The 22,878-nt window shown below is 63.3% G+C and carries 6 protein-coding genes; all 6 read right to left on the minus strand.

All coding sequences use genetic code 11. The features are described from left to right. Window positions 1-226: 226 nt before the first annotated feature. The 6 genes from O3932_RS05625 to O3932_RS05650 all read right to left on the minus strand — a co-directional run bounded on the left by O3932_RS05625 (window position 227) and on the right by O3932_RS05650 (window position 22,697). Window positions 227-4,123 carry a S8 family serine peptidase gene (locus O3932_RS05625; protein ID WP_371536828.1) on the minus strand — a complete coding sequence of 1,299 codons (3,897 nt, stop codon included), beginning with the start codon at window positions 4,121-4,123 and terminating at the stop codon, window positions 227-229. A gap of 384 nt (window positions 4,124-4,507) precedes the next feature. Continuing rightward, window positions 4,508-7,645 (minus strand): leucine-rich repeat protein, encoded by a 3,138-nt coding sequence (locus O3932_RS05630; protein WP_371536830.1) that lies wholly within the window; start codon window positions 7,643-7,645, stop codon window positions 4,508-4,510. Window positions 7,646-7,956: 311 nt separating this feature from the next. Then, complete coding sequence (locus O3932_RS05635) at window positions 7,957-11,169, minus strand: leucine-rich repeat protein (protein ID WP_371536833.1); 3,213 nt, start codon at window positions 11,167-11,169, stop codon at window positions 7,957-7,959. Between the two features lie 297 nt (window positions 11,170-11,466). Further along, window positions 11,467-14,973 carry a S8 family serine peptidase gene (locus tag O3932_RS05640; RefSeq protein WP_371536835.1) on the minus strand — a complete coding sequence of 1,169 codons (3,507 nt, stop codon included), beginning with the start codon at window positions 14,971-14,973 and terminating at the stop codon, window positions 11,467-11,469. A 321-nt stretch (window positions 14,974-15,294) separates the two neighbouring features. Continuing rightward, complete coding sequence (locus O3932_RS05645; RefSeq protein WP_371536837.1) at window positions 15,295-19,251, minus strand: S8 family serine peptidase; 3,957 nt, start codon at window positions 19,249-19,251, stop codon at window positions 15,295-15,297. 299 nt (window positions 19,252-19,550) lie between these two features. Then, window positions 19,551-22,697, minus strand: coding sequence for a S8 family serine peptidase (locus O3932_RS05650; RefSeq protein WP_371536840.1), 3,147 nt, complete (start codon window positions 22,695-22,697; stop codon window positions 19,551-19,553). Window positions 22,698-22,878 lie beyond the last annotated feature (181 nt).

Here is a 22,878-nt window from a genome sequence, read left to right on the forward strand (position 1 = left end):
TGACATAACAACCCATTCCGACAGCCTTTAATGTTCCAACAGCACCTGACACCCCAGCATTTTACAAGGCTATATGGGGGGCATGGAGACGCACTGTAATAAACTGACAAACTTTTATCCACGCCGATAATGGTGACCAGCTCTGCAGCTGCGGACAGGTGTGCGCCCCTGGGTGGTGTCCCAGGGGCGCACACTCGGGCGCTCACGCCCGCATCAATCACTCAGATCAGCTCCACTGGCCCGAATCAGAGAAGAAGTACCACTTCCATCCGATCCAGACCCAGCCGGTAGCCATCGCGCCCGAAGGCTGCAGGTAGTACCAGGAGTCGCCGATCTGCAGCCAGCCGGTGACCATCGCACCATCGGCCGGGTTCAGGTAGTACCAGGTGCCGCGGATCATCATCCAACCCGTGGCCATCGCGCCGCTGTCGGGGTTGAGGAAGAACCACGATCCGCCAACCCTGACCCAACCGGTTGTCATAACACCTTCGGCACTCATGTAGAACCACGATGAGCCAAGGCGCAGCCAGCCGGTGGCCATTGCTCCGGTGATCTCATCGAGGTAGAACCACGACGTACCTTGCTTCACCCAACCAACAGCCTGGGCGCCCGATGCCTGGTGGTAGAACCACGATCCCTGGTCCTTGACCCAGCCGGTGCGCATGTAACCGGACCCATCGAAGCGATAGACGGATCCGCCAATCACAAGCGTGGTGTCCTTCGGGAAAGACCCATCGACCTGGCGATACCACCAACCACGCGCGTCACTCATCCACTCACCCTCCGCGGGAGCCGGATCCGGGTTGGGAGCCGGATCCGGATTCGGAGCGGGACCCGGGTTGGGTGCCGGATCCGGATTCGGTGCCGGGTCCGGTGCCGCCGAGCCATCCAGGTGCACGGCCTGCTGGGCCGGGTTCAGTCCCCAGTCCCACGCGACCAGGTATGAGGACACGGGGGCCTCGCCTTCGTTACCTTTCTCGGCCCACGCGCGATTCAGGTCCGCGACCGGAACCTCGACGTGGTAGCGGTGCGTTCCGTCGGCCTGAACCTCACCGTCGCCTTCGAGGAGCTGGCGGTAGTACCAGGTGCCCTCCGCATCGGCACGCAGCTCGACGCCGGCCAGCGGCGAGGAGTCGGCAACGTCGAAGGAGAGTGCGCGTGCCTCGCCCTCGCCCGCGACCGCCGCAGAAGAGATGACGGGCGCTCGGGTGTCGAGGGTGAAGTCGTAGCTCATCTGCTGAGTGGTGGACGAAGGTCCATCCGTGGCTGCCTCGAGGGTTAGCCTGTAGCGTCCGTCCGGCAGTTCCTTCCCGGCCTCGTCCAGCCCGTCGAAGATGGGATCGTCGCCGGTGAACTCGCCCGGCTTCGTGTACCCGGTTTCCAGGTCGTAGAGGGACTTGCGCACCCGGCTCAGCGTGTACGAGCGGACGGTGTCCCCGGCCTCGTTCGTGTAGGTGGCGCTCATCTGTGGGACGGCGCGCAGCATGCCCGTGCGCGGGGCGATGGTGTTGGGGGCTCCGGGGGCCTGCGACCGCGAGGCGATGAGCCGGGTCGGATCGACCGTGACGACCGCGTTGTAGTCCTGCTTGTCGGCCAGCGGATTCAGGCCGCCCAGCGGGATTTCGGTCTCGGTGTCCATCAGCGCGGAGCGGTAGACGTGCGCGGGATGTGTGTCCTCGTCGGACCACTTCTCGTCAAAGATCGCGGGCGCGCCCCACGAGCCGTAGAAGCCTACGTAGGGAACGGTCAGGTCGGGTGCCCCGTCAGCGCTCGTGAAGGTGACAGCGCCGTCGATGAACGTCCCCTTGGGGGCTTTTTCGGCGGCGTACGAGGCGAACTCGGCTTCGGGGGTCACGGTGACGGTGACAGTGGCGCTGGAGGACGCGGGAACGGTCACGGAGTCGGAGGAGAAGGTCAGGGAAATACCCTGCCCCGCCCAGTTCTGCGAGTGTTCCAGGAACACGCCTTCTTCGACGACCTCGGACAGGGCCTGTCCGCCGAGCGTGTAGGTGCGCGCCTCGGACGCGAGGTTCGTCAGCTGCACCTGGAAGGTCCAGCCCTTCGAGCCGTCGCCCAGGTCAGCCTTGGGCCGCGAGGGGTCGGAGGCCCCGATCACGGTCGGGTACACGGACGAGGTCGTGGCGGCGACCGCGTCAACCTGTCCTGCGCCGACCTTGCGCGGGGAGTAGAAGGTGCCGTCACCCAGCTCAACGTCGATGAGCGGGTGGGCGGTCCCCATGAGGAAGTTCGTGACGACCGCATTCTTCTGCGCAGCGTCCATGCCGCTCAAGAGCGGGTCGGAGACGATACGCTCGCGCACGAGGGCGCTGATGCCCGCGACGTGCGGGGAGGCCATGGAGGTGCCCGACGAGCTCGCGTACTCGCCGTTCAAGATCGCCGAGGTGATGTTGCCGCCGGGGGCCGCGACCTCGGGCTTGAGGCGCAGGTCGGGGGTGACGCCCCACGCGGAGAATTCGGAGGCGGTCGGGTTGCTCGAGGACAGGACGATGCCGGAGTGGGTGACGGTCAGGTAGACGTCTTCTCCCTGGACGTCACGTATCGCGTCATGGATCGCGTCGCTGTCCTTCTTCGTGATGGTCACCGTCGGCATCTCGCGGGTGGACTCCAGAATGGCCTGGTACGGCGCGTCCGCGTCATCAGTGTCGGCGATGATGAGAGCGGCGGGCGGCGGGGTGGCCTGCGTCAGGTAGCTGGCCTTGAGGTCGTCGGTCATCGGGATGTCGAGACGGGTATCCATGCCACCCTTGTCCTCAAGGACGATGGCGTCCGACAGGTCGTAGCGGTTTGTGCTCCAGTAGCGTTGCACCTCATCACTGCCTCCGGAGTGCTCATACACGATCCGGTAGGTCTTTTCGGGGATGTCGCGCAGGCTGGGCACCGGGTCGCCCTTGCCGTCAATGGCGATCCCGTAGGGGATCTTACGGTCGCCGAGCAGGACGTAGGGCGAGGTGTCCTGCGCGTCGACAGAGGCGACCGCCAGGGTGGATCGATAGGAGGCCGGCTCGCCAAGAGTGCCCGTGTCGGGGTCGGAGGCAAAGGGCTTGTTCTGCCCGGAGTTGTTGCCGTACGCGGTGGAGAAGGCGTTGCCGGACGCGGCGTTGACGGTGATGCCCGCGTCCACGAGCGCCTTATAGACGTCGGCGAAGATGGTCCCGGCCTCGCTGCTCATGCCGGAGTTGTCGCCCAGCGAGATGTTGATGACGTCGGGCTTGATGACCAGGGCATCGTCGAGGGCGGCGAGCATGGCGGCATCGGACATGACGCCGTCGGCATCCTGGATGACCTTGGCGACAATGATCTGCGCGTTTGGGGCGCTGCCGCGTACCTCGCCGCCGTTAGCGGCTGCGATGGCGGTGACGTGTGTGCCGTGGTTCAGGTCTTTTTCGGAAGCGGGGACGACGTCGGCATCGTTGTCGGCGTAGTCGTAGGCGAAGGGGATTTTGTCGCTGACCCACGTACCCCCTGTGGCGTGGGGCAGGCTCGGTGCGAGTGCGGCGACGTCCGCCTGCGTCATGCGCAGGGAGGCGGCATCGAGGGCACCGGAGAAGGCGGGGTGGCTCGTGTCGAGGCCGGAGTCGATGACTTCGATGACCTGGTGGTCGCCTTTCTGGGCGGCCTGGTTGGCGCGGGTCATTTCGAGCGCGGACGCGTTCTTCAGGACGGGCGCACCTGCGGGGGCAGCATCGTTCTCGGCCATGGGCGTGACGCTGCGCGCAACGGCGGCGGTCTTGACGCCCTCCGTACGTTGGATAGCGGCGAGCGCGGCCGCGGGTGCCTCGATCGCGAAGCCCTGGAGCGCGTGGGTGTATTCACGCAGCGTCGTGACGCCCGCGGAGGGGACGGCTTCGGCGACGGAGGCGGCGATCCTCTCCCGGGTCTGCGCGCGTTCAGCCCCGGCCTCGAGCTGGATGATGATCGTGGTTGGCTCGTCACTCGACGAGGCTGGGGCGGGGTTCGCGGGCTGCCCCGAGCTGGGAGGGGTGGGGCCGGAGCGGGGATGCGCTCCCCCGTCAGCTGCGAACGCAGCCGGAACGGCGAGTGTTGTCACGCCAAGGGTGCCGGCGACCACCAGGGCGAGTGCCGACGTTCTGCGGTGGGTCATCTGAGTCTCACTTCGTTAACGACTGTGTTTGACAATCTTGGCACTAAGAGCGCCTCCACAATTATGGGGAGCTTTTCCCACGTGCGCAGTATGCGTTGTCGGCAACCGAGACGCGGCTTGTCACGCTCCTGTCGTCCTCCCACACCAAGCACCCCACGAACGCGCGCAGATACGCCGAGGGGCCGACCTTTCGGTCGGCCCCTCGGCACATCCCATCAACACAGTGCGAGTTCTCCCAGATGACTCCTCAAACGTAGCTCGTCGGCATATCCCGGACCCGTGTGGCCCGCGCCATATTCCCATGCGATGACACCTACTGTAGGTGCCGAGTCTGTGAAGACAGCCGGAGCATCCTGTGAAAACGCTGGGATTATGCGCCGGATCCTAGTGAATCCACTTGCCACTGTCGGAGAACTGGTACCAGGTCCACCCGATCTGGATCCAGCCGGTGGCCATCGCACCGCTGGGGCGCAGGTAGTACCACCCGTCGTCACCGCGCAGCCAGCCTGTGGTCATGCGTCCGGTGTTGACGCTCAGGTGGTACCAGGTTCCACCGTCCTTGAGCCAGCCCTTGGCCATCGCGCCGCTTCCCGGCGTCAGGTAGTACCAACCTCCCTCGACATTCACCCAGCCGGTCTGCATGGCACCGGAGGAGTCGTGGTAGCGCCATGCGCCCTCGTCGTAGATCCACCCCGTGCGCATGAAGCCATCCGAGCCGAATCGGTAGATCTTGCCGTCGATCATGATGGTTTGGCTCTTGACATACGTGCCGTTCGGATAGACGTAGCGCCAGCCGAAGAGCGTGCGGCTCCATTCTCCCGTCACGCGCGCGGGCGAGAGTTGAGCTTCCGTCGTCTGCTCGACGCTCACGTGCGTGATGTCGCGCGTCTGAACGCGCAAGGACGGCGCGCCCTCGGTGGGCGTCCACGAGAATGCCAGGGTCGAGGCGTCCCCGTCACCCGCGTTCATTGCCGTCCAGTCCTGGACGAGGGTCTCAGTCCCGTCCGCGCCGACCTGGGTGACGCGCAGCTCGCGGCCCTCGGGCACGCCACCGTTCACGGTGGCGGTGACACTCACCGACGCGTCCTTCCACGCAAGCGCGCCCCCGGCCTCGTCATTGGTAGCGTCGAGGCCCTTCAGCGTGAGCTGGGCGGGGGTGTAGACGTGCAGGTGGGACAGGTCGATGCCTTCCTTGACGAGTTCGGCCTTGGCGACCTCCCATGCGGGAGATCCTTCGGCCGCTGCCACGTAGACCTGCGCGTCGGTCTTGTAGCCAGGCGAGGAGAAGGGGTCGAGCTGGAAGGAGGTGATGGTCGAGGGCAGGACGATGACCTTGGGGCCCTTGCTGCGCACGTCCACCTTCGTCATACCTTCTCCGAAGAAAGCGCTCTCGATACGGCCGTTGGAGGGTTCTCCGTCGGTGTAGTATTTGCCATTCACGCCGCCGCGCACGATGAGGTGGCGAGGTGCCAGGTTCTCGCGCGTGGGCATGAAGAGTTCACGCACCTTCGATCCGAGGATGACGGTGTCTAGGCCGGTGTTCTGGATGCCGCGAACGACTTCAAGCGACTCGGGGAAGGTCATGTCTACCAGGTTGGTGCACCCCTCGAAGGCCGAGTAGTCGATGGTCGTCAGCCCCTCGGGCAGGATGACCCGGGTAAGCGATCTGGCCCTGTTGAACGCTTGGTACCCAATCGCAGTGGTCCCGGCGGGCACCTCGTACTCGTTGCCAGCTCGGGACGCCGGGTAAAGGATCAGGCTGGCCCCGTCCTTGGTGTAGAGGACGCCGTCTACCTCAGAGAACGAGGCATTGGCTGGGTTCACGGTCACGGTTGCCAAGGCGGTGTCACCGCTGAGAGCACCGGAGCCAATGGATGACAGGCCCGCTCCCAGGTGCAGCTGTGTGAGGGAGGTGTTGCTCGCAAGAGACCACTGCCCGATGGACGTGACACTATCGGGCAGGGTCAGAGAGGTCAGGGCGGTCCCCATCAGGGCACTCCCGTCAAGCATCGTGAGCCTGCCGAGGTCCGGTCGCAGGTTCACACTAGCCAGGCTGCGAGCGTATATGAAGGCACCGTCGGGCAGGGACGTGGCACCTCCAATATCGACGCTCGTCAGCTTCTCCGCGTACGCGAATGCCCAATACCCCGCGCTCTCGAAGCCGTCGGGCAATGTCAGCGAGGTCAGGTGTGAATGCGTAAATGCCTGCGAGCCGATAGTCCGCAACGTAGAAGGCATCGTCACGGTAGCAACCTGTGCGTTCTCGAAAGCGGACTGTTCGATGGTGGTCGTCCCCTCGAGGACGGCGTAGCTCCCTCCAGGGTTTTTGGCCGTCGGGTACGCGATGAGGCTCGAGTGGTCCTTCGTGTACAAAACGCCCTCGTCACTGGTGTAGTTCGCGTTGTCCGGATCCACGTCGATGGTCGTCAGCCTCGGCGTGTACTGGAAGTCCCCAACTAGGAGACCCGGGCCGATATTGGGTCCCAGGTGGAGCGTCTTCAGGCCCGCCATGCCCTTGAAGGCACCGACGACCGTCTGCACAGAGCGAGGCAACGTCAGCGTCTCGATAGGGGTGTTGGAGAACGCTTCGTCGTAGATTGCTGTGAGCTGGGAGGGGTGAGCCGAGTCATCCTGGAAGGTAATTTCCTGCAGGTTGGTGCCTTTGAAGGCTTCATAGTCGATGGTGCGCACACTGGCGGGCACCCACACCTTGGTCAGCTGGGACGGGAAAGCACCGGAAGAGATGCCCGTGACACCCTCGGGGATTTCAACGTCCTGACTCTTTCCCTGGTACTGGACGAGGACACCGTCATCGTCCGTGATGAAGTCGCCGCGCGGATCGGGCTGGACCGTCACGGGCACAGTCACAGTCTTAGTCACCCCCGCCTCGCTCGTGACGGTCGCGGTTAGCGTGCCGGTTCCCGCCTGCTCAGCACCCTGAAAGTCGATCGACGATGCATCGTCACGGCTATAGAACGCCCCAAGAGTGGTGGGGTCCATGCTCCAGGTGACTGCGCTTCCCTGGAGGGAGGGGGCGAGGAGCGCGTGCAGGTAGACCTGCCGATTGAAGATGGCCGACACCTCGGGGACGGACAGCTCCATACCCACGTCCTCGGGGACCTCACGGACCTGAACCGTGGACGTGGAGGTCAGGCTCGAATCATCCTTGTCGGTCACGGTGATCGTCGCCTCACCGACACCGACCGCGCTGACGTGTCCTTCCTGGTCGACGGTAAGAACCGACTCATCCGAAGACTTCCAGACGATGATGCCGGGGTCGAAGTTTCCTGAATCGTAGGAGGCGTCGAAGATGACGTTCTGGCCCAGTGCCAGGTCGGTAGCAGTCGGCCACACGTCCAGCCTCGTCGTCGGCACACCGATACTGGGTGCTTCAACTGTTGCGGGCTGGAGAGCTCCGGTCACACCGGTGCCCGCGGCGGTGGCCGCAGGCACGCTCAGCGCGGTCAGGGCCAGGACGCCGGTCGTTGCCAGCGCGACCGCTGAAAATGTTCGATGGGACATGTACACCTCGCTTGGTTGAGAACTAGTGGAGGGGAACGCCCACTGCTATGTGGCGTAATCCGTTCTCAAGCCTAGTATGTTGCCCCCTTGATAGACGCTCTTTTTGTCATATTTTCTCAGCATATGTCAAACATGTGACATGTTAGGTTATAGGCTTTTTCACCCAGCTGTTCAGAATGCACATACGCACAACTAAGCCCACGAGAAAACACCGCTCGATACACGTGACACACTGAAGAACATGGGATGAAAGTAACGCGAGGGCGCAGCCAACCACTCGGTCGACCACGCCCTCGCGCTAGGTCACTCGACTACTCGACCCACTGACCTGAGTCGGCAAACCGATACCAGGCCCATCCGTCGCTCACCCACCCGGTGGACATCGCTCCGCTGCCGGGCGTCAAGTAGTACCACGAGCCACCATCGACGACCCACCCACTGGCCTGCACGCCCGAACGCAGGTGGTAGTACCAGGCACCATTGTCACGAACCCAGCCGACGCGCATATAGCCAGCCACATCGAAGCGGTAAACCCGACCACCGATAGTCACAGCTGTACCGACCGGATAGGAGCCATCGGCGTAGCGATACCACCAGCCACGAGCACCCCAGACCCACTCCCCCGTCTGCTGTTGGGGTATCGACGCCTGGCTCGGGGCGGGACCCGGCGCCTGACTCGGCGCGGGAGCGGGCTTGGGATCATCGTCGGTGACCGGCGAGGGCTTGGCACCGGCGTGATCTGGATCCTCCACCGGCGCAGGAGTGGGATCGTCGTTCGGATCGGGCAGGGGCAGCGGGGGCAGGACACGGTTCACGGTCACACTCACTGTGGCCGACTGTCGAATACCTGATGCGTCGCGGACGTCGACGCGCAGCTCGCTGTCAGTCAGAGACGGCGTGAACGTGTAGGTGAGCGTTGACGCCTTCTCTTCCGCCACATCCGTCATGGCAGTCCAGTCCTGCAGGAGCGTCTCGGTTGTGTTCGCTCCGACCCGCACGACGCGGGCTTCGCGCCCCGTCGCCACGCCGCCGCCTGCTGTTATCTCCACCGTCGCGGGCACCCCCGGGGACACCGTGAGCGCGTACCCATCCCCGGCCTCGGCGATGCCGGTGCCAGACACGCCCAGCGTCGGGGCCTCGTACACCGACAAGCGCGAGGCGTCGTAGCCCGCGCTCTCCATCGCAGCCGTCGCGATAGTCCACGCGGAGGTCCCCTCGGCGGAGGCCACGTAGATGCTCGTGTCCGCTTTGAGCTCAGGGGCCATTCCCTCGGCGAGGGCGACCTTCGTGGCGGTAGCAGGAAGCACCAGGACGCGCGGCATCTCGCCCCAGAAGGTGAAGCTGGTCATCCCTTCTCCGAAGAAGGCGCTCTCGGGACGTCCGCCCTCCGATGTTCCTTCACTGTAGAAGGTGCCGTCGATGCCTCCGCGCACGATGAGGTGACGGACGCTGCGGGCACCTCGCGGGGTCAGCGACAGGTCGCGCACCTGTGCCCCCAGTTCAATGGTGTCCAGGCCGGTGCCTGTCAGCCCTCGGACGACCTCGACGGAAGCCGGGATCACCATATCGACGAGGTTCGCGCAGCCGTCGAAGGCCTCGTCGCCGATGGCGGTCAGCCCCTCGGGCAGGATGACGCGCCGCAGCGACGTGGCATTCTCGAAGGCTCCGGCCCCGACCGCCGTCGTCCCCGCGGCCACGGTCGCCTCGCTGGCGGAACTCGCGGGCGTATAGCGGACCAGGGTCCGCACGGACGAGTCGTTGTGGTAGAGCGCTCCGTCATCGACAACGAACGAGGCGTTGGCGGGGCTGACGCTGAGGGTGGCGAGGTTGTCGTTCTCTCCTAGGGCGTAGTCTCCGAGGGAGTTCAGGGATGCACCGACGTGGAACGAGGTCAGGGCTGGGTTCTTCGAGAAGGCTTCCTCAGCGATGGTTGACACAGTGTCCGGTATAGTGATTGTCGTCGCTGAAATACCGACGAATGCACCCTCACCGATGGAGGTCAGACGACCCAGGTCGGGCCGGAAGGTGACCTCGCTGAGCGCGGCATCGTAGCGGAAAGCATTGGTGGACACGCCCGTGGCCCCACCCAGGTCGACGGAGACGAGCGCGGGCATCTGCCAGAACGCCGAGGCCCCCATGGTCTCGAAGCCGTCGGGAAGCGTGAGGGTTGTGAGGGCTGCTCCCTCGAAAGACTGGTCACCGACGCGACGCAGGGTATCGGGGAACGTCACAGATTCGACCTGTGCTCCCAGGAAGGCGAGGTCGTCGATGTCCGTCGTCCCACTCACGACCGTGTAGGCCCCTCCCGCGTTCTTGGCCGCCGGGTAGGCGATCAGGTGCGTGTGATCGCGTGTATACAGCACACCGTCAAGGCTCTCGTAGTTGGGGTTGCCAGCGTCGACCTGGATACGCGTGAGTTCGGGGGTGTTCGCGAAGGAGCCGACGAGCTGGTCCGCGGCGACCTTCGGCCCCAGGTGGACGGAGGTCAGCTTGCTCATGTCAGCGAAGGCGTCGCGGTTGATGGTGACGAGGGAACGCGGCAGAGTGAGCGTCTGGACGTTGGTGTTGGAGAAAACGCGGCTGCCCAGCTCTGCGAGTTCGGAGGGAGCGGCCTCATCATCCTGGAAAGTGATCTCCTCCAGGCTGGTTCCGTAGAACGCTTCATCGTCGATGCGGCGGACGCTCGCGGGGATACGGACCGTACGCAGGGTTGTGTCGGAGAAAGCGCGCGAATCGATTGCGCTCACGCCCGCAGGGATGTCTACCTCGGCGTCAGCTCCCCGATACGCAATGAGGACGCCACTGTCGTCCATGACGAAGTCGCCCGTATCGTCTGCTAGGACATCAACTGTCACGGTGACGGTCTTGACAACGCCCGCGGGGGTCGTCACGGTTGCGGTCAGTGTGCCGACGCCCGCCTGCATGGAAGGAGTGAAGATGGCCGTGGACTCCCCCTCGTCGGGAGCAATGGAACCCAGCGATGCGGAGCTAAGCGCCCACTCGACGCGGCTGCCCCGCAGAGAGGGAGCCAGGAGCGCGTTGAGGAACATGGGTCTGCCGACGGTGGACACCATCGACGAGGCAGACAGCTCGATTCCGGCCTCCTCGGAAACAGCGTGGACCCGAACGGGAACGGAAGCGACGTCAGTTGGCTCGGCGCGACGCTTCACACTAATCGTGGCCTCACCCTCACCGATGGCCGTCACGAAGCCTTTGTCGTCAACGGCGAGGATCGAGGTATCCGACGACGTCCATGTGAGTTCGGAGTGATCGACCGGTGACGTGTCAGACAGTGCCTCAAACATGACGGCTTGTCCGGGAACGAGCGCGGTACTTCCCGGCCACAATCGCAGATGTTGCGTCAGGACATCCCGGCTCGGGCTGACAAATGCTGAGGCCCGCACGTTGCCCTGATGGGCGGCCACGGCCGTCTCCGCCGCGAGTGCGGCGGGGGCGCTTAGTGCGCCAGCGGCCAGGGCACCGACCAGCGCAAACGACAGGGCTACGTGAGTTCGATGGGACACTATTTCTCCGTGTGTTGACAAGCATGCGTGAGGCTACCGTGTCGAATGATGACACCGCAGTCTGTCACACATAATCCCAGGAAGTCTAAGCGTGTACCTGCTGGAAGATATCTCCGCACTGCCATCACATTGCTCAACGCCACCTTTCTAATCAATCATTACCTGCAATAACAATGAAAAACGCGGAACTGTTGACTGTCACACTTACCCCGTCTCCTGCCGACAAAATGGGCCCGCGCCTCCCGATAATCTGACCGGGAGGTGCGGGCGCGGGGTTCAGTGATTCAGCTCAGGCACCTAGCTGATCAACTGACCGTTATCGGCGAAGTGGTACCAGGTACCCCAAATCTTCAGCCACCCAGTGACCATCGCGCCACTGCCAGGCTGCAGGTAGTACCAGTAGCCACCCTCCTTCAGCCACCCAGTGGCCATCGCACCACTGTCGGGGCTGAGGTAGTACCAGGTGGACCCCACCTGCACCCACCCCGTCGCCATCACACCGCTGGCGGGATCCAGGTAGTACCAGTACACACCACTGCGCACCCAACCCGTCGCCTGAGCACCCGAAGAGGAGTGGTAGAACCACTGCCCGTCCTCAAACACCCACCCAGTGCGCATGTACCCGGACGCATCAAAACGATACGTGGAACCATCAATCACCAGGGCCGTGCTCGACGGGTAAGAACCATCCTCGTATCGGTACCACCACCCACGAGCACTCCACTTCCACACGCCAGCCTTCGGCGCGGGAACAGGAGCATTGACGTGAATGGTCGCACTGGCCATCACAGAAGGCTGGGTCGGGTCAGCAACCGTAATAGTCGCATCCCCCGCACCCACCGCACTCACGACACCATCCGCGCTCACCGTCGCCACGGCCTCGTCCGACGACGACCACACCACAGACGTCACCGTCGCATCCACAGGCTCATGCGAGGCGGACAGCGTCACACTCTCCCCCACCACCAGCGACACCAACTCAGGCGACACCGACAGCTTCGTCATGGGAACGAGGGAGGAGGGCAGCTTCGTCGTCCCCTTGTTCTTGGCCCAGTCCCACACATCCAGGGACAGCGTCGACGGTTCATCGCCCTTGTCCTTAATCGCGGTGAACGGCACGTCCTTCAGGTCGTAGTGGGCGTGGAACAGCCCGTCCTCACCCCGCGCGGCGGGTTCCTCCTCGTACTCGCGCTGGACATAGCCCTTACCCGAGTCCAGCGAGATCCCGCATCCGGCGATAGGCGCGGAGTCAGTGACGTCGAACGACAGCGAGTAGGCGTTCTCGCCCGTGGGCACCATCGTCATGTTGCTCACGACGGGAGCCTTCGTGTCCAGTGTGAAATCCCACGTCATCTGCTGCTTCGCGCTGGAGGGGGCGTAGGTTTCGGCCTCGATGACCAGCTTGTAGGGGCCGTCGGGCAGCTCGTTACCCGCCTCGTCGTAGCCATCGAAGTAGGGTTCGTCCGTCCATTCCTCAACGTCGATACCCAGATTACCGTAGGGAATCTCGTGGCTATGTAGGGATGCACGGAGGTGCGAGCGGGTGTAGGAGCGCACGACCTGTCCTGCGTCATTGAGGTAGGTGTAGGTCAGGGTGTCAATGGGGCGCAGCGTGTACGTCGAGGGGCCGACGCGTGAGGGGGCAAGCCACTCATCAGACCGGGAGACGTAGAACAGGTCCGGGTCCGATTGTTGCGCTTCACGGATGTCATTGTGGTTGTAGAGCGGGTTGACGTCGCCCAGCGGCATGCCCGACATCAGGTTCGTGAAGGTGGATCCGCGCAGGTGCACACCGCCACCCGAGGGATCATCCCACTTGCCGTCGAAGACGGACGGATCGCCCCAGGAGCCATAGAAGCCCATGTAGGGCACCGTGAGGCCCGGCTGCCCGTCCACGCTCGTGAAGGTGACGGCACCGTCGATGTAGGTACCGACAGGTGCGTACGCGCTCGCGTACGAGGCAAACTCGGCTGTCGGGGTCACCGTGACGGTCACGGTGACGCTAGACTTCGCTGGGACGGTCACGGAGTCGGTCGAGAAGGCCAGACCGATACCCGTGTTCGTCCAGTTGGTGGAGCGGAATGTGAAAGAGTTTCCTTCAATGGTCGGCGAGAGCGCCTGGCCTCCGAGCGTGTAGGTGCGGTCGGTGCCAGAAACGTTGGTCAGCTGCACCTGGAAGGTCCACCCGTTCGTACCGTCGCCCAGGTCAGCCTTGGGACGCGACGGATTCGCGGCTCCCACCACGCTCGGGTACACCGGCGAGGTCGTAGCCCCCACCGCGTCCACCAGGCCAGAGCCGACCTGACGCGGAGAGTAGAACGCGCCATCCGCCTGCGTCGCGTCCACCACCGGGTGGGCAGTGCCCATCAGAAAGTTCGCGACCACCGCATCCTTGTCGGCGGCACTCATGCCAGCAAACATCGGATCGGCGGCGATACGCTGACGCACGAGGGCAGCAATACCCGCAACCTGAGCCGAGGCCTCGGCCGTGCCGGACCTGCGACCGTACTCGTTACCGGGCAGCGCGGACATGACGGCCCCACCGGGGGCGGCGATCTCGGGCTTGAGACGCAGATCCGGGGTTACGCCCCAAGACGAAAAGTACGACGGGGAAGCGTCAGGCAGGGGCTGGCCATCGGTCCTCTTCACCTCATCGAGGGAGGCAGCTGCCAGGGCGTTCGAGTCGAGCGCGGGCCAGATGATCGCGCCATAGTCGGCGTCGGTGACAAAGGGTTGGTCCTTCTTATTCCAGTTGCCCCACGCGGCGGACGTGTAGTCACCGGCGGGGGCGTTGATAGCGATACCCTTGTCCGCCAGGGCGGCGTAGACGTCGGCATAGACAGCCAAGGCGTCGCCATTTTGCCCGGAATCATCTCCGACGGACACGACAAGAACGTCGGGGGTCAGGACGGCCGCGTCGTCGAGGGCGGCCAACAAAACGCTATCGTTAATGTTCTGATCATCATTGCCAAGAACCTTCGCCATGATGAGCTGCGCGTCGGGCGCGGCACCCCGGAACTCCGAGCCGTTGGCGGCTGCAAGGGCCGCGACGTGCGTGCCGTGGGTGTATCGAACGTCATAGGTTTGGTCGGCGTATTCATCTCGAGCGGGGTATGCCACATCCGCGTCACCGTCGGCGTAGTCGTAGGCGAAGGGGATCTTCGCACTCACCCAGCCGCCGCCCCGCCCGTCACCAAGCGTGGCCGCCAGGGAGGTCACGTCCGCTTGAGACAGGCGCGTGCCCTCCACGGAACCTGCGAATGCGCTGTGGCTCGTGTCGAAGCCGGTGTCGATGATCTCGATGACCTGCCCCGACCCCACCTGGGCGGCCTGGGCAGCCGCCGTCATATCCGTCGCGGTCGAGAGCGAGGGGTCATGATCCTTGCCCTTGCTACCGAAACTGTCGGGGCTGTACACGTTATAGATCGTGGCGCTGTCGCGATCCACGAAGGCGGCCTTCACGCCCGGCGTCGCCCTGATCGCTGCGAGGGATGAGGCTGGCGCTTTGATGGCAAAGCCGTGCAGGGCGTGCGTGTACTCGCGCAGGCCCGTGGCGCTCGCCCCGGGAACAGCAGCCGCCACGGCAGCGTTCACGCGTTCCTTCATGTCTGCGAGCGCTGGGGCGTCGTCCGTCAGCTGGACGATGATCGTCACGACGATGTTTTCGTATTGGTCGGCGGACGAGGTCTGGGTGGACTCTGCGGCCCCGGTGTCATCCGCGATGGAGGCCGGTGTGTTGATTGCCGTCATGGCGAGCGCACCGGCGGTTGTCAATGCCAGTGCCAAGAGTTTTCGATGGGACATGTGCGGCTCACTTCGTTGAGGTTATGACCATGAATGAGATCTCGCTTATGCGAGTTGCCTCACAGCAAACCCCAACCTACTCCCTAACTATCAAGCATCTCAGCTGCCTCAGATTCCATTATTTATCTAATATACAAGTATTTTCGCGGGACATATTGTCTAATAGTATGTTCAGATTTTAACCACCCCGATGAGGGGTCCGGCTGGGCACGGCAAGCAACCAGATAGTCGTCTCCGCATGCCACTGCCACGAAGGCCCGCGCCTCCCGATAATCTGACCGGGAGGCGCGGGCGCAGGGTTCAGCGATTCAGCTCAGGCACCTAGCTGATCAACTGACCGTTATCGGCGAAGTGGTACCAGGTACCCCAAATCTTCAGCCAGCCCGTCGCCATCCCGCCACTGCCGGGCTGCAGGTAGTACCAGTAGCCACCCTCCTTCAGCCACCCGGTAGCCATGGCCCCATCAGAGGGATTCAGGTAGTACCAGGTGGACCCCACCTGCACCCACCCCGTCGCCATCACACCGCTGTCAGGACTCAGGTAGTACCAACGCGCACCAGAAAACACCCAGCCGCTGGCCTGAGCACCCGACGCCTCGTGGTAATACCAGGCACCTTGATCCTTCACCCACCCGGTGCGCATGTACCCGGCCGCATCAAAACGATACGTGGAACCATCAATCACCAGGGTCGCGTTAGACGGGTAAGAACCATCCTCGTATCGGTACCACCAGCCGTGCGCCCCACGCTTCCACACGCCAGCCTTCGGCGCGGGAACAGGAGCATTGACGTGAATGGTCGCACTGGCCATCACAGAAGGCTGGGTCGAGTCAGCAACCGTAATAGTCGCATCCCCCGCGCCCACCGCACTCACGACACCATCCGCACTCACCGTCGCCACGGCCTCGTCCGAGGAGGACCACACGACATCGGTCACGTTCGCTTCCACCGGCGTATGGGAAGCGGACAGCGTGACTGTCTCCCCCACCAACAGCGAAACGAATTCCTCCGATAGTGTCAGCGAGGTCATCGAAACGGGGGTCGCGGACACCGGCATGACGCCCTTATTTTTAGGCCAGTCCCACACCTGCAGGGACAGCGTGGAGAGATCCGAACCTTTGCCCGCGCGCTCGACAAGCGTCGAGAGTGGCACGTCGACGTGTCGATGATAGAGTCCGTCATCCGACCGGTCGCCCGCTTCCTCGAATGTCTCCCGCAGGAAGGAGTCGCCGTCAGCTGTTAGGGAGAACCCGTAGGCAGCGATGGGTGCGAAGTCAACAACGTCAAAGGAGAGTGCAACAGCGTCTCCTTCGCCGGTGAGCTTCACGTTCGACACGATGGGAGCCTTTGTGTCCAGCGTGAAATCCCACGTCAGCTGCTGCTTCGCGCTGGAGGGAGCGTAGGTCTCGGCCTCGATGACCAACTTGTAGGGGCCGTCAGGCAGCTCATTACCCGCCTCATCGTAGCCATCAAAGACAGGCTGACGACCGTATTCTTCGACCCAGGCGAAGATATTTCCGTAGTAGTTATGTTCATCGAATGACGCGCGGACATTTTCACGAGTGTATGAGCGCACGACCGTCCCTACCTCGTTGAGGTAACTATAGGTCAGGGTACGAGCGGGGCGCAGCATGAAGGTGTACGGGGCGATGCGGGTTGGTGCCTCATGCTCGCTTGATCGAGAGGCGTAGAAGAGCGCCGGGTCGGATATCCCCGCTTCCCTGATATCAGCGTACTCATTGAACGGGTTGGCCGAACCGAGCGGCATCCCCGTCGCTATATTTCGCAGGGAAGAACCGTACATGTGGTAGTAGTAGCCTGTCCCGTCGCTCCACTTGCCGTCGAAGACGGACGGGTCACCCCAGGAGCCGTAGAAGCCCATGTAGGGAACCGTCAGGTCGGGCTGCCCGTCCGTGCTCGTGAAGGTGACGGCGCCGTCGATGAACGTGCCCTTGGGGGCGTTGGCGTTCGCGTACGAGGCAAAAGCGGCCTTCGGGGTCACCGTGACGGTCACGCTCGCGCTGGACTGAGCCGGGACGGTCACCGAGTCGGTCGAAAAGGTCAGGTCAATGCCTTTACCTGCCCAGTTGGTGGAGTGCGTCGTGAAGGAATCCTTCTTGACGTTCTCGGACAGGGCCTGGCCGCCGAGCGTGTAGGTGCGGTCGATGTCAGAGACGTTGGTCAGCTGCACCTGGAACGTCCACCCGTTCGTACCGTCACCCAGGTCGGCCTTGGGGCGCGACGGATTGGCGGCTCCCACCACGCTCGGGTACACCGGCGAGGTCGTAGCCCCCACCGCGTCCACCAGGCCAGAGCCGACCTGACGCGGAGAGTAGAACGCGCCATCCGCCTGCGTCGCGTCCACCACCGGGTGGGCAGTGCCCATCAGAAAGTTCGCGACCACCGCATCCTTGTCGGCGGCACTCATGCCAGCAAACATCGGATCGGCGGCGATACGCTGACGCACGAGGGCAGCAATACCCGCAACCTGAGCCGAGGCCTCGGCCGTGCCGGACCTGCGACCGTACTCGTTACCGGGCAGCGCGGACAAGACTGCACCGCCGGGGGCCGCGATCTCGGGCTTGAGACGCAGATCCGGGGTCACGCCCCAGGACGAAAAGTACGACGGGGTAAGTTCCAAGGGTACCCAGGTGGTGGCACCGCGCGTAAGGGTCACCTCGGCAAAGCCCTGACCGGATGCCTCGATTGCGGCTAGCAGAGCGTCGTAATCGTGCTTCGTTATGGTCACGGTCGGCAGAGTAAAGGCCTCATAGACGTCCTCCACCTGCGGGGAAGGATAGTCGTAGGACCCGGCGATCATGAGCGCAGAAGGCCCTGCGGCGATGTTTTGGGCGATACGGATTTTGTCCTTTACACGCAAGGACTCCTTAGCCAGACTATCCCAGCCATCTTCCTCCTCCAGGAAGATCGTACGAGACAGGTCCTCATGGTCGTCTGTCATGTATTTCTGTAGCACATCGGTTCCGCCAGCTCCCACGTCGATCACCTTGTAGGTTCCGTCATCGAGAGCATCAAGCCCCGGTCCTTGCCCTCCACGGCTCATCTGCACCGAGCGGCAGGCAATCGCATGTTCCCCCAGTGACACGTAGTGCAGATATTCAGCCTCGTTAACCGACGCCGTCGCTAGAGTATTCGAGTCAAGCGCGGGAGCGATGAGCGCGCCCGAATCAGCGTCACTCGTGTACGGATAGGCCCCGTAGTTGGTGTTCCCGTACGCCACGGAGGTGTAGTCTCCGGCAGGCACGTTCACGGAGATGCCCTTGCGCGTTAGAGCTGCGTAGACATCCGCGTAGACGGCGTTGGCCTCAGCGTTCGTCGTTAACGGCTCATCCACGGACACAGTGAGGACGTCGGGGGCCATGACCATCGCATCGTCCAGGGCGGACAGTAGGATACTGTCTCGCACGTGTTCCTCCTTGTCGCCAAGCACCTTGGCGACGATGAGCTGCGCGTCCGGTGCCGCGCCCCGGAACTGCGCGCTGTTCGCGACGGCTAGGGCGGCCACGTGGGTGCCGTGAGCGTATCGGGCATCGTATTCAGTACCGGCAAATTCGGGAGGTGCTGGATAGGCTACGTCCACGTCACCGTCCGCGTAGTCGTACGCGAAGGGGATCTTCTCGCTGACCCAGCCGCCGCCCTGCCCATCACCGAGCGTGGTCGCCAGGGAGGTCACGTCCGCTTGAGACAGGCGCGCGCCCTCCACGGAACCCGCGAAGGCGGAGTGGGCGGTGTCGACACCATTGTCAATGATTTCGATGACCTGTCCCCTACCGGTGGGACTCGCGTGCTTGGCCTGCGTCATGTCCATCGCAATCGCTTGCGAGGGGTCAGACTCGGGGCCACGCTGCACGTCACCAGTTGCCTTGTATTGTTCCTCAATCAAGTTGAAGTATCGGTCTTCGAAGGCGTTCTTGACGCCCTGCGTGGCCTTGATCGCGTTGACAGAATTTGGCGGTGCTTGGATGACGAATCCTCGCAGAGCGTGCGTGTAGTCGCGTGTAACAGTGGTGGTCGCCCCCGGCACAGCCGCCACCACGGACGCGGCGACGCGTTCCTTCATAGTGGCGAGATCGGGGGCGTCGTCGGTCAGTTGGACAATGACCACGGAGTACAGCCCCTCGTTCTCCTGAGAGGACGAGGCATAGGCGGGTTCCGTCGCCTGCGTGTCGTCCGCGAGGGACGCTGGCACGCTGACTGTTGTCAGAGCCAGGGCGCCGGCTACCGCCAGCGCCAGTGACAAGAGTTTCCGATGGGCCATCTTCGGCTCCCTTCATTGGAACTATGAGTGCGAATGAGGTGGCATCAATGCAACTTCAGTCACTTCTCAGCATAATTGTCAGCACCTCTGTCAAACACTCTCATTTGTGATACAAACTGTGCGTCAAACCCTGACATGGTGTCGCGGAGAGGACTGGTGCGACCGCTGTTGAGTCAATTTCCGCTCGAAGGAGGCCTCAGGCGCATACTCCCAACACATCGGTTGCGACGAAGGCCCGCGCCTCCCGATAATCTGACCGGGAGGTGCGGGCGCGGGGTTCAGTGATTCAGCTCAGGCACCTAGCTGATCAACTGACCGTTATCGGCGAAGTGGTAACAGGTACCCCAAATCTTCAGCCACCCAGTGACCATCGCGCCACTGCCGGGCTGCAGGTAGTACCAGTAGCCACCCTCCTTCAGCCACCCAGTGGCCATCGCACCACTGTCGGGGCTGAGGTAGTACCAGGTGGACCCCACCTGCACCCACCCCGTCGCCATCACACCGCTGGCGGGATCCAGGTAATACCAGTACACACCACTGCGCACCCAACCCGTCGTCTGAGCACCCGACGCCTCGTGGTAATACCAGGCACCCTGATCCTTCACCCACCCGGTGCGCATGTACCCGGCCGCATCAAAACGATACGTGGAACCATCAATCACCAGGGCCGTGTTAGACGGGTAAGAACCATCCTCGTAGCGGTACCACCACCCACGAGCACCCCACTTCCACTCCCCGGTCTTCGGGGCGGCCTTGAGGTCTACCTTCACGGTTCCCTTGTTGAGCGGCCAGTCCCACACCTGCAGGTAGACGGTTGACGGGTCGCCGCCCGACCGCTGGGCAATCGTCGAGATCGGCACGTCGTAGTGGTAGTGGATCAGCCCGTCCTCCCCGTGCTCGCCCCAGTGGTACTCCTTCTCCTGCATGAAGGGCGCTCCGTCAGCCGTCGACGAGAATCCGTACCCCGCGATATAGGAGGAGTCGGTGACGTCGAAGGACAGCGTACGTTCGTTGCCCTCGCCCGTGATCGTCAGGTTCGAGACGACGGGTGCCTGCGTGTCGAGGCGAATCACGTGCGTCAGCTGCTGTGTCGTCGGAGTCGCATCAGTCGACGTGCCTTCGATGGTGAGGGTGTAGGCACCGTCCGGCAGCTCGTTACCCGCCGCATCATATCCTTCAAATATAGGGGTGCTGTCGAAATGCTCTTCCGCGGTGGTCACCTCAGTAAAGCGCCCGTTAAAGTACGAGTGGCTCTTGGGCACACTCCCGTACTCGTACGAGCGCACGACTTCCCCTGTCTCGTTGGTGTAGGTGTACGTCAACTTGTCGACGTCTCGCAGCAGAATCGTCGCCGGGATTGCGTACGTCCTGGCGTTTTCTTCCGCCGAGCGCGTGATGATGTACAGGTCGCGGTCATTCGTGCTGATCGCCATGGACTCTTCCGGATCGAAGGGGTTGATCTGGCCGAGGGGCAGGCCGTGGAAGGTCATTGTGGACGTGCCGATCTTTCCCTTCCCGTACACGGGGCTATCGAAGATCGTCGGCTGTTCCTCGGCACCGTAGAAGCCCAGGTAGGGAACGGTCAGGCCGGGTTGTCCGTCTGTGCTCGTGAAGGTTACGGCACCGTCGATAAACGTGCCCTGAGGAGTGTGTTCCGCCGCGAACGAGGCAAATTCGGCTGTCGGGGTCACCGTGACGGTCACGGTGGCGCTCGACTTCGCGGGAACGGTCACGGAGTCGGAGGAGAAGGTCAGGTCGATCCCCTTGCCCGTCCAGTTCGTCGCGTGCCCTGTGTAGAGGAGGAAGTTCACGTCCTCGGACAGGGCCTGGCCGCCGAGCGTGTACGTGTGGGCGGCGTCGGACACGTTGGTCAGCTGTACCTGGAAGGTCCACCCGTCGGTTCCGTCTCCGAGCTCCGCCTTGGGACGCGAGGAGTCCGCGGCTCCCACGACGCTCGGGTACACCGGCGAGGTCGTGGCCCCCACCGCGTCCACGAGGCCCGCGCCGACGCGGCGCGGCGAATAGAAGGCTCCGTCCGCCTTCGTCGCATCCACAATCGGGTGGGCCGTGCCCATGAGGAGGTTGGTGATCACCGCGTTCTTGTCCGCCGCGCTCATCGCCGCGAAGGCCGGGTCGGTCGCAATGCGCTGGCGCACGAGGGCGGCGACGCCCGCCACCTGTGCCGAGGCCTCGGCCGTGCCTGTTTCGTCGTCGTACTCGTTGCCCGGCTCAGACGATGTCACACTGCCACCGGGCGCGGCGATTTCAGGCTTCAGCCTGAGATCAGGATTCACGCCCCACGAGGAGGAATTCCACGGGGCCAGGCCCCCCTCCCCCTGATCGTTAGATCTGAGAACGGCTGCCACCGACAAGACGGACGAATATGCAGCAGGCGCACCAACCGAACTCATCTGGGGGGAGAGAGTCCGCCATTCAGCGCGTCCGTAATCACCAGCCGGCGCTACAACCGTCATTCCCGCGTTGGAGAGCCTGTCATAGGCCCGCTCGTAGAGTCTTACCGCATCGCCACTAATATCGCGGTCCGACATGAAAGACACGGCGACAGTGTCTGGCCTGATCACCATCGCATCGTCCAGGGCTGCCAGCAGGTCGCTGTCACGCGCGACGTTCCAGGAGTCAGAGACAACCTTCGCGACAACGAGCTGAGCCTGCGGCGCAGCGCCCCTATACGCTTTGTCGTTGGCGGCGGCGAGGCCAGCCATACGAGTGCCATGCACGTGCCGCGTATAGCTTTCACGGTCATGCTCGTAACCGACCAGTACGTCCGTGTCGCCGTCCGCATAGTCATAGACGAAGGGGATCTTGTCGCTGACCCACGCGCCCCCCTTGCCAGCCCCAAGGCTCGCTGTCAGGGATGTCATGTCCGCCTGGGTGAGGCGCAGTGACGTGCTATCCATAGAACCCGCGAAGGCCTCGTGCGAGGTGTCCAGGCCCGTGTCGATCACCTCGATGACGAGTCCCTGCCCCTGCTGGACTGCCTGATCAGCGCGCGTCACCCCCGCTGGATTAGTGATCTTGGCGCTACCGCCCCACAGGAATTCCGGATACATGATCGGCTCGCGCGTGCCCTCCGCGAACGCGGCCGCAACACCGCGCACGCCCTTGATGGCCTTGAGGGCGGACCTGGGTGCCTTGAGCGCGAAGCCCTCGAACACGTGGTGGTAGTCCCGCACGTACTCGATGGTTGCCCCAGGCGTCGCGGCAGCTACCGCTTGCCCGAGGCGCTCTCTCACTCCCTCGAGATCCGCAGCGCCATCTTCGAGCTGAACGATGAACGTTTGCTGCGCGTCGTCCGCAGCGTCGGCACCCTGCGACACCTCGCCGTGATCTACATCGATCGCGTACGAGGCCGGGATACTCATGGTCGTGATGGTCAGGGCACCGGTCGCGACGAGCGCCAGTGCCGTCATTTTGCAGTGGGACATGTGTGTTTCCCTTTCTTAACAACTGCGTTATGGGGGCGCACATTGCCGCGCCGATCCATCCCTTTAAGAGTAACTGAAAGCAGGCCAGGCAGGGACAGTTATCTCGAATTCTTATCATCATTGTCAAACTGCCATTCATTGAATCTGTCCGACAAACTCATCACATGAATAACGCAGTGCC

The sequence above is a fragment of the Pauljensenia sp. 20925_1_25 genome, from assembly GCF_041433955.1.
In the GTDB taxonomy this organism is placed as follows: Bacteria; Actinomycetota; Actinomycetes; order Actinomycetales; family Actinomycetaceae; genus Pauljensenia.